This is a genomic window from Prolixibacter sp. SD074, from assembly GCF_009617895.1.
GTDB lineage: Bacteria > Bacteroidota > Bacteroidia > Bacteroidales > Prolixibacteraceae > Prolixibacter.
Genome location: NZ_BLAW01000001.1, coordinates 1,410,163 through 1,425,270, shown reverse-complemented (window position 1 = coordinate 1,425,270; position 15,108 = coordinate 1,410,163). Strand labels below are relative to the sequence as shown.

The following is a 15,108-nucleotide window of genomic DNA, read 5'->3' as shown; positions in this document are numbered from 1 at the left end:
TCTATGAAAAACTTAGGTTTGCTTCTTGTAATTTTAGCGATTGGTTTGCAGTCAGTTTTTGCGCAGACCAGGGAAATTACAGGAACAGTAACTTCCGCAGATGATGGAAGTTCAATTCCTGGCGTTTCTGTATCGGTAAAGGGTACTACGATGGGTACTATTACCGATATTGATGGCCATTTTACTCTTCGTGTTCCTCAGGATGCGAAAGCTTTAATCTTTTCTTTCGTAGGAATGAAAACACAGGAGATTGCAATTTCAGGTTCGAAAATTGACGTGAAATTGGAGCCCAATGTTGTTGGCGTTAAAGAGGTTGTTGTGACGGCCCTGGGTATTAAAAAAGACAAAAAGGCTTTAGGGTATTCCGTGCAGGCTGTTTCTAAAGATGATATTGATCGTACCGGGAACTCAGATTTTGCTACCGCCTTACAAGGGAAAGTGGCAGGGATCGATATTAAACCTTCCAGTGGTATGCCTGGAGCATCTTCGCAAATTACAATTAGGGGGGCTCGTTCATTTACTGGTAATAACGCTCCTCTTTATGTCGTAGACGGTATGCCTATCGAATCAACCGCGGACTATTCAACTGGTAATGGTGTTACGGGTGCTGACATTTCGAACCGGGCAGTTGACATTAACCCTGCTGATATTGCGAGTATTAACGTTTTGAAAGGTCAGGCGGCGGCTGCACTTTACGGTATTCGCGCATCGAACGGTGTCATAATTATTACGACCAAGAGTGGCGCCGATAATAAAATTGGCAAGCCGGTGGTGAATATTTCTCATAATAGTAATATTTCGGTTGTATCCCGTAATCCAGATTATCAAACGACCTATGCTCAGGGTAGTTATGGTCAGTATGTGCCAAATCAGTCAATGTCATGGGGGCCGAAGATTTCAGCCTTACCGGATGATCCAACTTACGGTGGAAATAGTAATGGACATCCCGGCTTATTTTACGTTCCTCAGTTGAATACAGCTAATATGGATCCATGGGTAGCCCCTAAGGTCTATAATAACTGGAAAGATTATTACCAAAAGGCTTACTCTACAACTAACAACGTTAGTGTAAGTCAGGCCACTAAAAGCGGTCATTTTGCGATAGGGCTCAGTCAAACGGATCAAACGGGTATTGCGTTGAATACTGGTATGACCCGGTGGAATGGCAAACTTAGTGCTGACAGAACATTGAATAAAAATTTTAAGGTCGGCTTCAATGGTAACTATTCAAAAGACAATATTGATAAACTGTCTGGCGCAAATGATGCTTCATTGGCGGGTGTACTTTCAGCTCCGGCAAGTTACAATTTGAAGGGATACCCATACCATGTGCCCGGAGACCCTTATACTCAGATTTACTATCGTTCGATGACTTTTGACAATCCTTACTGGATCGCAAAGAATAATACGTTCAATGAAAAAACTGAGCGTTTCTTTGGAAATGGATATGTCGATTTTAACGCTGACTTAGCCTCCAATATGAGGCTGGATGTTAAATATCAACTTGGAACAGACTCTTATACCACCCATTATCAGGATATTTTCGGCTATGGCAGTAAAGGCAAGGATGGTAACATGGACAATTACGGTGTAACTTCTGCGACCGTTAATTCACTGTTAACAGCAAATTATAATTGGACGATCAACGATGATTTGGATTTCACCATGTTGCTTGGAAATGAAATCAACCAGACCAATAAGAAGTACTATGACGAAACTGGAACTAACTTTAATTTTGGTGGTTGGAATCATATTGATAATGCCAATATTGTAACGGCTACAGAATCACAAAATAAAGACCGGACAGTAGGATTTTTTGGTAGCATGTCATTATCCTGGAAATCGATGTTGTTTTTAAATGCTACGGGACGACGGGATATTGTATCTTCAATGCCGAGAGATAACCGCTCATTCTTTTATCCGTCAGTCTCTTTAGGATTTGTTGCTTCTGAGCTTTCGGGACTAAAAAATTTGTCGTGGTTGAGTTTTGCCAAGCTGCGGGCTTCGTATGCAGAAGTTGGACAAGCCGGTTCTTATATGCAGAATTATTACGCTAAGCCGGGCTACTATTATGGTGGAGGTTTTTGGACAAATGCTCCGGTTCAATATCCTATTGGTGGTATTAATTGACCATCTCCCGTTTTTAGTTTTCAAAATTTAGTAAAAGGCTTAACTGTCCGTCATTAGGAGATGGATCTGATTGAGGAAGGAAAGCCCTTGGTGTCATATTGGCCAGCAATACTTTTATTATCGTGCTGATTTTGTAATAGATAAAATTGCGTAGTTCGTACATACGTTCTTTGTTTAGTGTTTTTACCCCACTTTCAAGCAACAGCCTTGTGTGCAGGGATGAAAGCGATGAGTATATGATGCTCATGGCTATTGTCAGTATTGCCAGCATGCTTTGTAAGCCTTCGAATGTTTTGATTTGTATGTCTTCCAGGTTGTAACATTCCTTGATATGTCGGTGGTACTCCTCTATTTTCCACCTAAAACCATAGGCTGTAAATGCTTCTTTGATTACTTCAACAATACTGTCTTTTGGAGAACGTGTCAGTAGCCAGCAATATCCGCCATTGGCCCTTTTGGTTACAACAAGCCAAAGATCATGCATCTTGCCCTTGATTTGATACTGGACCTTTATCGCCCCGCATTCATAGACCAACTGGCGCTTCTTGCTTTTCTGTATCCTTGTAGCCGTTAATTTCATGAACAACGGCACTTTCTGGCTTATTTTGTTCACTGCCATTTCTTCGCCTTTGTACATCAGCTTTGTGGTTTTCTTCAGGCGCAGGTTAAAGTTGCCTTCATTGGCAATAATGAAATCCCTGCAAATGGGACGGTCCATTCCCCGGTCGAATATTGTTGTGACATCTTTGTTAATGATTGCCCCTACTTCGCCCATTGCTTCAAGAACCTCCTTGTTTTCACTTTTTGCGCCATGGTCAAAACTGTAAAGCTTATTGTACAGGGGAGTCATTTCCTGGTCTTTGCTAAAGTGGACAACATTCATCAGCCAATACCCAAGGCCAATGGTTCCTTTATCGCCATCTTTCACATAGTCCAGCCCATCCATCATCTTGGCATATTTCTTTTGGATATCAGAGCCATCGAACAGGATGTAGTCCCCATGACAGATTTTGCTTTTTACACTGTTCATATGTCCCCGGAATAACTTCATGAAAAAATCTTTCTTGTTATAATGGTTCCTAAAGCGCTTGGTCGTCTGGCTCAACGAGATCGTATCGCAAATGCCTGTGGCTATCTTATTGACCAATACTGTACCTGTCTTGAGTATCCCGGTGGTCATTTCCCTGATACATCGGGCTTCCGGTTTTGTTAATTGACCCTCAAGCTTAAGAAAATAGCGACTGATCTTGTTCTGTACCTGTTTTGTTAATACTTTTGACATGAGCTGGTTTTTAGAGATTATTTGCTTTTGTTTGCACAATAAAAATAACCTTTTTAAACCAGCTTTCCTCATATATAAACATCTTTAAACCCCTGATATGACTGGATTGTAGGGCTTGATCAATCCATTTTTCGGGAGATGGTCAATTGGTGGTATTAACTCTTATATTCCCAATAATGAGCAATTTGATCCGAATTTGAAACCTCAGAATACTAAGTCCTACGAATTTGGTGCCAACTTGAAGTTCCTGCATAACCGGTTGGGAATTGATTATACATATTCCAGACAGAATGTTACCGATCAAATTTTTCCTGTACCGTTGGCGGGTTCAACCGGTATGGTTCAGCTGACAATGAACGGTGGAAAGATTCATACCATTTCACATGAGGTTATTTTATATATGACTCCTATTAAGTCCCGCAATTTTACGTGGGATATGAATGTGAACTTTTCCAAAATACATAATGTGGTCGATGAATTGGCTCCAGGTGTTGAAAGTATTTTCTTGGGAGGTTTTACCACACCACAGGTTCGTGCGGGCATTGGAGCTACTTATCCGGTAATTTATGGCTCAACATTTGTTCGCGACGATAAAGGGAATATTGTAGTTAACGATACTCCAGGGGCATCGAATTACGGTATGCCTGAGCAGGGAGCTCCGGGTGTAATTGGTCATGTGTCGCCGGACTTTATATTGAGTGGATCCAATACCTTCACGTATAAAGACTTCTCGCTGACTGCCTCTGTAGAATGGAAGAGTGGCGGCCAGATGTATTCTGGTTCAAATGGGTTATTGGATCTTTATGGTATGTCAAAAAGAACAGAAGATCGGACGTCAACGTTTGTATTTAAAGGGGTGAAACCTGATGGAACTCCGAATGATATCGTTCGCGGAGGTCCCAATGATCCGAAGGCGCTGCAGGATTTGTACACGAATGTGTTGTCCAATATCGATGAATATTACATTCACGACAATTCATTTGTAAAACTTCGCGAGGTTTCTTTGAAATATAGTTGTCCAAAGCCCGTATACAAAACGCTGAAATTTAATGTTTCTCTGTATGCAAGGAATCTTCTCCTTTGGACTGCCTTGCCTAATTTTGACCCTGAATCATCTCAAGGAAACACCAACATGGGTGGATCATTTGAAAGGTTCTCTTTGCCGCAAACAACCAGCTATGGATTGGGTGTCAATATAACGTTCTAATAATGGTGTAAATCGAGATAATTATGAGAAAGATATTTAATATAAGCATGGCGATGATCATAGGAATTGTGGTCTGGTCCTGTTCCGAAGATACGATGGATGCTATCAACAAGAACATCAATGCTCCCACTGATGTTTCGTCCAATCTGATTATAACAGATGCAATGACCAGTTCTGCATTTACCGTAACGGGGAGTGATTTGGCCTTTTATGCATCTTGTTATATCGAGCAGAATGTTGGTATTTATAACCAAATGTACAATGCAGAGATACGAAGTGGTGATCCGACCAATTCTACAACTTACAATAATTCATGGTCAGCTACTTATAACAACTTGTATAATCTGAAAACAGTAATTGACAAGTGCTCGGCAGGAGGCTCTGAAGAAGGTAACTATCATACTTTGGGAGTTGCACAGGTTTTGTCTGCATACAATTTGGCTGTCCTTACTGACATGTTTGGAGACGTTCCCTGGAGTGAAGCTTTACAACCAGGTGTCATCTTTACGCCGAAATTAGATAGTCAGAAAGACCTCTATGATACGATTTTTCATTTTCTGGATGAAGGAATTGCGAATCTTAGTAAAGAGAGCAGTTATCCTTCATTAGGTAGTCAGGATTTAATTTATGGTGGTGATGCTTCGCTTTGGAAAAAATTTGCTTACGGTCTGAAGGCTCGTTATACCATGCGTTTGTCACTCAGGAATCCGGACTATGCTGATGTGATTAAGTTTGCAGATGAATCTTTTACGTCTAGCAGCGAGCAATGTCAGTTTAATTACGATGGCAGTACAACGATCAGTCCATTCTTTCAGTTTTTTAAAGACAGGGATTATTTTGGTGCGAGTCAAAGTTTACATGATAAGCTTGTGGCCCGAAATGATCCGCGGGATACAATATTCTTTAAAGCTTATCCTGGAACCAGCGACTTAGTTTTTGCTCCAAATGGAACACCCGACCAGGTACAAGGAGTTTATGGTATTTCTGCAATTAGTAGTGCGACGGCACCGACCTATCTAATGAGTTATCACGAACTTGAGTTTCTGAAAGCTGAGGCTTATGTTCGGTTGAATGACTTGACGAATGCTGAGGATGCATTGAAAAAAGCCATTACCGCTTCATTCACTAAGGTAAACATCGGTCTGACAGCTGCCGATGCGGATGATTATTACACAAATCAGGTGAAACCCAAATTTGATGCGAATCCGTTGTCAGAGGTGATGAATCAGAAATATATAGCAAGCTATGAAGAGGAAGCAATGGAAGCATATAATGATTATCGCCGGTTAAAGGCAATGGGAGATAATGTAATCCAACTAGATAATCCCAAAGATGCGACACAGTTTCCTCTGCGCTATACTTATGGTGCAGACGATGTAACGACGAATGCCAATGTGAGGGAGGCTTATGGCGATGGAACATATGTTTATTCTGAAAATGTATGGTGGGCAGGAGGAACCCGATAATCAAGAGGCCATTCTTAACATTTAAAAAATTATGCAAATGAAAAATTTAAATATATTAGGATTAATAGCTGCTATGGTTATGGTCTTCGCTTCCTGTAGTACAAACGATGAGGATCCAGCCGGTTTAAGAGGAGTGGCAGTTGTACCTGAAATAACAGATTTGAATCCGGCCGTATTTGATTCCAACGATATGGGAAATACTTACGTTCAATTTACTGTCAAGATTCCTGATGGTGAGAGCGTAAGTAGCGGTTCGATTCAGGTATCATATAATGGACAAAAGGAGAGAGTAGATTATACCACTTTGAACTCCTTTCCTGCGACGGTGAAAATCTCATTGGCTGATTTAGCCGAAAAATTGGGAATGAGTTTGAGCGACGTGAAGTTGGGTGATGTATTTACCATTGAAGTACTAACTACCAGCAATGGTAAGACATACCGTTCAAATGCAAGTATTGATGCTGCTGTTGTTTGCGCTTATAACCCGGATCTGGTTACTGGTAGCTATCATGCAAAAAGTGCTGACTGGGGCTCAGAAGGTGATGTGACCATTACAGTCGACCCAACTGATCAGTATACTGTATATGTTTCAGGTTTAGAGGCAATTGAAGGTCTTAATGAAGATCAGGGCCCATTAAAGATGCTTGTGAATCCATTAGATTATTCTGTAACAGCAGTTAAAACTGTGTTAGCTTCAGATGCATGGGGGTATCACAATCTTGCTTATGAAGGTAGTGGTAAATTAAGTACTTGTGACGGCACCTATGCAATGAGCTTTGCCATTTCTGTTGATGAGGGAGATTTTGGAACATATAATTTCGTCTTAACAAAGAATTAAACAGCATTTCAATAATTTATGACCATAAGGAGCCAGTCTGCAATAGACTGGCTCTTTTATTACATGCCATTCTCAGAAAAAGAGATTTGTCTTCATACTATACAATTATTAAGGTTGATTAAAGTGGTGGGTAACGAAAAGTCACCTCTTCAATTTGTAGGTTTATAACACAATGAAAACACATAGGTGGTGCTGTAAATGACTTGCACCGATCAGATTTTTAGAATGTTATCTAAACGCCAGTTTTTATTGATACAACATCTTCTTTGTGGACTGGATATTAGTGTTAGGTTGGCAATCGGATGCTCACTGAAATATTTTGTTGTCTCTTCCTAGACTCCCTTGAAACTAAAACAAGCACACTTTTCCTCGCAGCACAGGCCAAAACATGTTAAGCATACATACTTTTCCCTACTGCACGCCCAGAAATATGTTATGGATACATACTTTTTTCCACGGCAAACCGCAAAACATGTTTTGGATACATATATTTTGAAACGGGGCACCTTGAAAAGTTCCCAGCCGACCTCCTCTAAAATAGCTTGGCAGATTTATACTTAATTGGTGAGTGACCTCCCCTAAAATAGCTTGACAGATTTATACTTAATTGGTGAGTCCGGTTGCTTGTTATTTCGTAACAACTGGATTCCAAATATACTTCTTTTTATCTTCCTACGTGGCCCGTCGCTTTTAACAGCAAAACCTGAAAACAGACTTAGGGTTGTTTCTAAAACCTGAAATACGCGGAAACTCTCATTGTTATTCCTGTTTCGGTATTCAGGCTTTTTCTTTTCAAAGAGGAATAATTTGCGGTATACGCAGATTTCAACGCAGGTTTTACCCGAAACCTCGTGTGGTTTGGCGTCAAATCATGTGTGGTTTGGGGGGATTTCACTGCAGGTTTCAGTCAAGATCACCTTAGGTTTTAGGTAAAACCACACTTGTTTTTCCTGGAGGTATCGGTAGTTATTAGTTGCTTTAGAGAGGAATTTCAAGCATATTGTTTTGAAAACATCAGCCTGAAGGGGAAAGACCAGGTACGGATAATTTCTATATCACTCATGATTGAGGCATTTGGTAACATATTTTAACACATAATTATTGAAGATATGTTAATAAGCATATCTTCAATAGTAAAGCTTAAGGGCTCTCTGGATTCAGAGAGCCATTTTTATGTATGTATCAGTATATCAGTGTAGTGAAGAATGGTAGGCTGATGCTGTAAAGAGCATTGATTTGTAATTTAAGGGAAGGATTTACGCACAATTTCACTCTTAACGAAAGAAAAAAAATGTTAATTTTCATTAAAAAATATTTTTTTCATATTTTTAACCGTCTATGTAAAATAACTGGCTTCACGACTACTTAACCTTTTAATACAATTATTTATGAAAAAACTTGTGCTATTACTTGCATTTTCTGCCTTTGGTTTGCTATCTCTGATGGCGCAAACCAAGGTGATTACAGGTACAGTTACCAGTGCCGATGACGGAAGTTCCATTCCGGGAGTTTCTGTTTCAGTCCAAGGTACAACATTGGGAACAATAACGGATATTGATGGGAAATACCGTATTAGTGTACCCCAAAACGCAACAACACTGGTTTTCTCATTCGTGGGAATGGAAACACAGGAAGTGGCGATATCAGGTAGTGTCATTAATGTAAACATGCGTTCTGACTTGGTTGGGTTGGATGAGGTACTGGTTGTAGCTTATGGTACCGCAACCCGGGAGTCATTTACCGGAGCAGCAGCAGTTGTTGACGCTTCAACTCTTGAAAAGAGACAAGTATCAAACGTGACCCAGGCGTTAACAGGAGTTACTGCCGGTGTTCAAGCAGCTAGTAATACTGGACAGCCAGGTACCTCTGCTAAAATCAGAATTCGGGGGGTAGGTTCATTGAGTGCATCTAGTGCTCCTTTATATGTTGTGGACGGGATACCCTATGGTGAAGATATTTCTTCAATTAGTACACAGGATATTGAGTCAGTGACCGTACTGAAGGATGCTGCTTCTGCAGCTCTTTATGGTGCACGTGGTGCCAATGGTGTAATATTAAATAGGGTCTGCTGATATTCTCAAAGAATACATTTAATACATTGATTATCAACATTTATTTGTTCATATTTTCAAGGCTGATGATTGGTGTAAATGCATGGTTTTGTATAAATTGGGTTCAAAACCCTTGCAGATATGATTGATTACACACCACAAAGCCAATTAAGTTTAAATATGTTCAAGCATCCTTTTGAACAAGGGTTGGACAAGGAGAACCGATGGGTGAAATTAGCCGCATTGATTCCCTGGGATTCACTTGCAGCCGTTTATAGCCGGAAGCTCGATGCGGGCTCGGGGCGTAAAAGTGTCAACATCCGCACGGTGATAGCGGCCTTGATAGTCAAGCACAAGCTTGGCCTGGATGACCGGGGTACCATAGAAATGATACAGGAAAACATTTACCTGCAATACTTTTGCGGGCTGCCGTGTTTTACCACCCAACCGGTTTTTGATGCCAGCCTGTTTGTCGATATCCGCAAAAGATTGGGAGGCGATGAGTTTGAAGCTTTCAACCAACGAATCATCGAATCATCCGAACAAATTAAACCACATCAGTCCCGCATTAAAAGAAAACAACAGCAACAAAAGGAAGAGGCAACGGACAAGGATAAGGACAAAAACGACGGGCCCGAAAAGAATGATAACCGGGGAACACTGAAAGTAGATGCGACTGTGGCCGACCAGGAGATCACCTATCCGACAGATTTGAAACTCTTAAACACCTCCAGGGGAAATCTGGAACGAATCATAGACCTGTTGTACCTTCGCCCGGCAGATGGAACAAAACCAAGAACCTACCGCAGGAATGCCCGCAAGCATTACCTGAACATTGCAAAGAAGAAAAAGAAGACAAAGAAGCAGATTCGCCGGGGAATCAGGGGATAGCTTCAATACATTTCCCGCGATCTAAAAATAGTTGACAGCTTATTGTTAAAACCCGGTCGGTCGGAATTGCTGGAAAAACGCGACAGGGAACTGATGGCAACCATTCGGAAAGTTTACAGCCAGCAAAAATTGATGTATGAGAATAGAACCCATCAATGCGAGAACCGCATTGTGAACATTTTCCAGCCCCATGTGCGTCCGATTGTCCGGGGAAAAGACAAAGCGAAAACCGAATTTGGAGCGAAAATCAACATCAGTGAGGTGAACGGATTCTGCCGGATAGACCGGTTCAGCTGGGATGCCTACAATGAAAGCACGGATTTGAAAATGCAGGTAGAAAATTTTAAACATACCTATGGTTGCTATCCCCGGGTATTCCTTGGCGACCAGATTTTCCTGACAAGGGAAAACCGCAAATACCTGAAAGAAAAAGGGATTAAGATCTACGGCAAACCCCTGGGAAGGCCACCGAAAAATGACAGCCAAACTGCCAGTCAGAAATACCGTGACAAAAAAGAAGCAGCCAAACGAAACCACGTAGAAGGCAAGTTTGGACAAGGCAAACGAGGATACGGGCTCAACAATATCATGGCCAGGCTTCCTGAAACGTCCGAATCATGGGTCAATGCGATCCTTTTTGTCATGAACCTGGCCAAATTGCTGCAAGTGGCAGAAAAATGGAAAGGTTCTTTTGCGCTCTTACTTAAAAAACTAAAAGCGGCCATCAAAAACCTGCTGAGATTAGAATTATTTGACAAAAACCTTTTGCTCATTCCAATATCGAACTCGTGTGGCGCATAGAAAATCAGCAGACCCTAATTACAACTAAAAAAGGAAAGAAAGGAAAAGTCTCTGTTAATTTGGATGTGAAGGCAGGAATTAATCAGCGTTCTGTACCCGAATATGATATTATGACAGACCCGGCCATGTATTATGAAAAATACTACGAAGGGATTTATAATAATCAAATCGCGGCAGGATTATCTCCGTCAGATGCTAATGTTCAAGCCAATCAATTGATGTTTGGGAATCAAGGTCTGGAATATAATATTTATACGGTCCCTGATGGTCAAAATTTGATTGATCAGAACGGCAAGATTAATCCCAATGCTACATTAGGTCGGGTTTGGGACAACGATTATTACCTAATTAATGATAATTGGTATAATGAGCTGTTTGGTAAAACCAATACTCGGAAGGAAGTTAATCTTTCGGTAAGCGGAGGAAATGATAAGCAAACAACCTTCTTTTCTTTAAACTATCTGAATGATGAAGGTATTATTTCCAATTCCGGGTTTGAAAGAATTACTGCGCGTATTAATACCGATTATCAATTGAATGAATGGATTAAGGTCGGAGGTAATATTAGCTACGCAAATTCTGTCAGCCGTTCGCCATCAGATCAGGAAGGATTGAGTTCGAAGAATCTATTCTATGTAAGCCGTATTGTTGCTCCAATTTATCCTTTATATGTGAGAGGAGCGGACAAACAAATAATCGTAGATGATCTTGGACATACTTTATATGATTATGGAACAGGGGAATATCCAGGATTAACCCGTCCGGTGATGTCTATTGCGAATCCGGCATCTGACTTGAAACTTGATAAGCAACAGTATAAAACCGATTTAATTACCATCAAGGGTTTTGCGAATTTTAATCTTCTTAAAGGACTAAAGTTTGCATTGAATGTTGGTTACGATGTTGATAATACACGTTATTTAGATAAAGGAAATGCTTATTATGGCCAAAGTGCCGATTTTGGAGGAAACATATATAAGACGAGTAGCCATTATGGTGCCTTAACCTTGCAGGAATTGCTTACCTATAAAAAATCGATTAATCAGCATTCATTTGACGTGCTCGTTGGCCATGAAACTTATGATCGGCAATGGGAGCAGATGTATGGGATTAAGTATAATCTCTTTAATCCGGAGAGTGAACAGTTGTCAAATGCAATTTTGAGACAGGAAACGGGCTCGAATAGCGATGAGTATTTCGTACAAGGTTATCTTTCGAGAGTACAATACGATTATGCTCAAAAATATTACTTGTCAGCTAGTTATAGAAGGGATGCTTCATCCCGGTTTTCGCCAGACAATCGTTGGGGTAATTTCTGGTCAGTTGGTGGCTCCTGGCTAATGGAAAAAGAGGGATTTCTGGCTGGAGCTGATTGGTTAGATATGCTAAAATATAAAATCAGCTATGGAGCACAGGGTAACGATGCGCTGCTGTATGAGAATGCAGCTGATGGTCAAAACTATTACCCTGCCCAGGACCAATACGATGTCAAGAATTCAAACGACGATTTCGCAATTGAACTTACCTATAAAGGGAATCGGGATATAACCTGGGAAACCAGTTATAACTTAAATACGGGTTTTGAATTTTCGTTGTTTAATGGAGTAATCAGTGGTTCAGTTGAATATTTCAATAGGAAAGTAGAAAATATGCTTTACTATATTCCTGTGCCTCCTACAGTTGGGTATTCAGCTTATCCAGATAATATTGGCTCGATGAGAAATCGGGGTATTGACGTCGATTTGCATGCCCGATTGGTTCACACTCCGAAATTTACCTGGTCTGTTTATGTAAACGGAACACATTACAAAAATGAGATTCTCTCCTTACCTCCTCAGTTTTCAGATCCTGATGGATACGTTAATGGAAGGCGAGTTTTGCGTGTAGGAGGAAGTATTTATGACTACTGGTATCCAGTCTATGCTGGTGTTAATCCGGAAACGGGTGCTCCACAATGGCGAACCACAAATGATGATGGGACTTATGGTGTAACTGAGGATTATTCTACGGCTTCATTAAAGCAAAACAGTGATAGTCCGGGTACCTCTCTTCCTGATTTACAAGGAGGTTTTGGAACCTCGGTTGATGCTTTTGGTTTTGATTTCTCGGTATCTTGTACTTATGGTCTGGGAGGTTTAACTTACGACTATATCTATCAACAGTTGATGCATGGAGGTCAGGCAAATGAGGCTGGTACTAACTGGCATAAAGATATCCTGAATTCATGGACATCAAGTAATACCGATACCGATATTCCGATGGTAAACTTTGGAGGTAAAGATATTGGAGCAACTTCAGATCGCTTCCTGATTTCATCTTCCTATTTGAGTATCAATAATATTACATTGGGATATACTTTACCGAAGAAAGTTTTAAATAAGATAGACTTAGAGGCTATTCGTTTGTATTTTGCTGCTGACAACGTTTATTTGTTCTCTAAGCGAAAAGGACTTGATCCCCGTCAAAATTTCAGTGGCACCACTGACTTTATTTATTCTCCCATTAGAACGATTTCTATGGGGGCAAACATCAAATTCTAACGCCAAAAGAACATGAAGATGAAAAATATAAGATTCATATTGCTATTAGTTATCACTTCTCTCGTTTTCGGATGTGATGATAAACTAAATGTGGCCCCGGATGGTGGCTCAATTACAGAGGATCAGTTGACTGAAGTCATTAATAATGATCCATCCAAACTTCAATCAGAGGTAAACGGACTGTATTCAATTATGAAAGCCTGGCCTGCTACTACTGGTTCGGGGAGTTATCAGGAAGACTTCGGTATTCCCGGTATAGCTGCTAAGACAGATCATAATGGTCAGGACATTGTAGGTGATGTGACTGGTTATAACTGGTTTAGTGGAGAACAGGATTTAACAAACCGGAACTTTACTTACCGTGCTCCGCGCGTGGTATGGAACCAGTTTTATATGCAAATTCGTACAGCTAATTCTATTATTGGAAAAATAGATCGTGCAACAACAGATCCAATTGGAAAGAGTTATCTGGGACAAGCTTTGGCAGTTCGGGCATATGATTATTTTAACCTGGTACAGTTATTTCAGTTTACGTATGTTGGAAATCAGGATAAGCCTGCAGTACCAATTATAACTGATGAAACACCTGTTGATTCACTGACAATGAATCCCAGAAAAACGGTTGCTGAAGTATATGCTTTGATCATAAAAGATCTGAACGATGCGATTGGATATCTGGGTGGCGATGACATTCCTGCAAGGCCCGATGTTTCAGCAGTAAATTTGGCTATTGCATATGGTCTGCGAGCTCGTGTCAATTTGGTAATGCAGAATTGGGATGCCGCTGCTTCTGATGCTGCAAAAGCATTAACTGAAAGCGGCCAATCTCCAATGTCGATGCAAGCTGTTTCTGTTCCAACCTTCGACGATGTAACGGAACCAGGCATTATGTGGGGATGCATTATTACAACAACGGATGATGCAACTACCTCTGGAATCTGTAATTTTACTTCGATGTGTACAAACCTTTGCTTTGGTTATGGCGGCTATACAACACTTGTTGGCACCTGGAAAAAGGTTAATAAATTATTGTATGATCAGATTCCCGCGACCGATGTTCGTAAAGGATGGTTTCTGGATGAAAATTACGAAGCTGCAGCCTTAAAAGGTTATGAGGATAGTGGCGAGGCTGCGTCAGCCTTTAATGAATGGTTTGGAGAACCATATTCGCCTGATTATGGCCCAATTTGGGACGTTTTTGGTATGGAGCCTTATACAAGTGTCAAATTTGCACCTACAAATAAACAACTGACATATCCGGAAAACTCGGATGATTTTCCATTGATGCGTGCTTCAGAAATGGAACTAATTATTGCTGAAGCCAAAGGAATGGGAGGAGATTTGGGAGCCGGTAAGGCAGCCTTGGAATCATATGTACAAACTTATCGTGATCCTGATTTTGTTAGTACAGCCGCATCGGCCCAGGAATTGCAGGATGAGGTATGGCTTCAACGCCGTGTCGAATTTTGGGGCGAAGGTATTTCCTGGTTTGACTTGATGCGTCTCAATAAGCCTGCAATTCGATATAAAGAAGTTGATGGAAAGATTGTCACGAATTACGGTGCTCTGGCTATTTTTAATATTCCTGCTGATGCGCCTTATCGTCTTTGGCCGATTCCTCAAAAAGAGATTCAGACAAATGAGGGTATATCGGATGCTGATAATAACGATATGGGAACGTTGCCGACAAGTCTTCCTGTACCCGGTGCAATGAAACGTGCACCAGTTAAGGAGTTTGGTTTTGTTAAGAGCATTACCGGATTGCAGGATTCATCTCCTTTCTGATGTGGTTTTAGGTAAATAATATTTCTTTTTCGATTTACGTTAAATCTAAATATTTATAATGAAGATGGGCTGTTCAATTTTTCTGAACAGCCCATCTTTTCTTTAACATGCGATGGC

10 protein-coding genes are annotated in these 15,108 nt (G+C 40.7%); 9 read left to right on the top strand and 1 reads right to left on the bottom strand.

Translation table 11 applies throughout. From position 1 onward, the window contains the following. Nucleotides 1-3 precede the first annotated feature (3 nt). Nucleotides 4-2,130 carry a SusC/RagA family TonB-linked outer membrane protein gene (locus tag GJU82_RS06275; RefSeq protein ID WP_153631364.1) on the top strand — a complete coding sequence of 709 codons (2,127 nt, stop codon included), beginning with the start codon at nucleotides 4-6 and terminating at the stop codon, nucleotides 2,128-2,130. A gap of 13 nt (nucleotides 2,131-2,143) precedes the next feature. Here the strand turns inward: GJU82_RS06275 and GJU82_RS06270 are convergent, their stop codons facing one another. Further along, on the bottom strand, nucleotides 2,144-3,412 hold the full coding sequence (locus GJU82_RS06270; RefSeq protein ID WP_194830920.1) for a transposase: 1,269 nt from the start codon (nucleotides 3,410-3,412) through the stop codon (nucleotides 2,144-2,146). A gap of 196 nt (nucleotides 3,413-3,608) precedes the next feature. On the opposite strand from GJU82_RS06270, the gene GJU82_RS06265 reads away from it, so the two are divergent. The 8 genes from GJU82_RS06265 (at nucleotide 3,609) to GJU82_RS06230 (ending at nucleotide 14,991) form a co-directional block, all read left to right on the top strand. Continuing rightward, nucleotides 3,609-4,619, top strand: a complete 1,011-nt coding sequence (locus GJU82_RS06265; protein ID WP_373921430.1) for a hypothetical protein — start codon at nucleotides 3,609-3,611, stop codon at nucleotides 4,617-4,619. Nucleotides 4,620-4,642: 23 nt separating this feature from the next. After that, the gene (locus tag GJU82_RS06260) at nucleotides 4,643-6,085 is read left to right on the top strand and encodes a SusD/RagB family nutrient-binding outer membrane lipoprotein (RefSeq protein ID WP_153631362.1); all 1,443 of its coding nucleotides are present in this window, start codon (nucleotides 4,643-4,645) and stop codon (nucleotides 6,083-6,085) included. Between the two features lie 37 nt (nucleotides 6,086-6,122). Next, a complete protein-coding gene (locus tag GJU82_RS06255; RefSeq protein ID WP_153631361.1) occupies nucleotides 6,123-6,923 on the top strand; it encodes a hypothetical protein in 801 nt (266 codons plus the stop codon). Between the two features lie 1,388 nt (nucleotides 6,924-8,311). After that, the gene (locus GJU82_RS06250) at nucleotides 8,312-8,995 is read left to right on the top strand and encodes a TonB-dependent receptor plug domain-containing protein (RefSeq protein ID WP_153631360.1); all 684 of its coding nucleotides are present in this window, start codon (nucleotides 8,312-8,314) and stop codon (nucleotides 8,993-8,995) included. 120 nt (nucleotides 8,996-9,115) lie between these two features. Next, complete coding sequence (locus tag GJU82_RS06245; protein WP_153631359.1) at nucleotides 9,116-9,865, top strand: transposase; 750 nt, start codon at nucleotides 9,116-9,118, stop codon at nucleotides 9,863-9,865. 42 nt (nucleotides 9,866-9,907) lie between these two features. Further along, nucleotides 9,908-10,666 carry a transposase gene (locus tag GJU82_RS06240; RefSeq protein WP_153631358.1) on the top strand — a complete coding sequence of 253 codons (759 nt, stop codon included), beginning with the start codon at nucleotides 9,908-9,910 and terminating at the stop codon, nucleotides 10,664-10,666. Next, the gene (locus GJU82_RS06235) at nucleotides 10,654-13,206 is read left to right on the top strand and encodes a SusC/RagA family TonB-linked outer membrane protein (RefSeq protein WP_194830981.1); all 2,553 of its coding nucleotides are present in this window, start codon (nucleotides 10,654-10,656) and stop codon (nucleotides 13,204-13,206) included. Before GJU82_RS06240 ends, GJU82_RS06235 begins: the two co-directional genes overlap by 13 nt. Nucleotides 13,207-13,224: 18 nt before the next feature. Next, nucleotides 13,225-14,991, top strand: coding sequence for a RagB/SusD family nutrient uptake outer membrane protein (locus GJU82_RS06230; protein ID WP_194830980.1), 1,767 nt, complete (start codon nucleotides 13,225-13,227; stop codon nucleotides 14,989-14,991). Nucleotides 14,992-15,108 lie beyond the last annotated feature (117 nt).

Bases quoted from the DNA above. Each gene is read 5' to 3' on its own strand.
- GJU82_RS06275 (WP_153631364.1), top strand. From the start codon at position 4: ATGAAAAACTTAGGTTTGCTTCTTGTAATTTTAGCGATTGGTTTGCAG.
- GJU82_RS06270 (WP_194830920.1), bottom strand. From the start codon at position 3,412: ATGTCAAAAGTATTAACAAAACAGGTACAGAACAAGATCAGTCGCTAT.
- GJU82_RS06260 (WP_153631362.1), top strand. From the start codon at position 4,643: ATGAGAAAGATATTTAATATAAGCATGGCGATGATCATAGGAATTGTG.
- GJU82_RS06255 (WP_153631361.1), top strand. From the start codon at position 6,123: ATGAAAAATTTAAATATATTAGGATTAATAGCTGCTATGGTTATGGTC.
- GJU82_RS06250 (WP_153631360.1), top strand. From the start codon at position 8,312: ATGAAAAAACTTGTGCTATTACTTGCATTTTCTGCCTTTGGTTTGCTA.
- GJU82_RS06245 (WP_153631359.1), top strand. From the start codon at position 9,116: ATGATTGATTACACACCACAAAGCCAATTAAGTTTAAATATGTTCAAG.
- GJU82_RS06230 (WP_194830980.1), top strand. From the start codon at position 13,225: ATGAAAAATATAAGATTCATATTGCTATTAGTTATCACTTCTCTCGTT.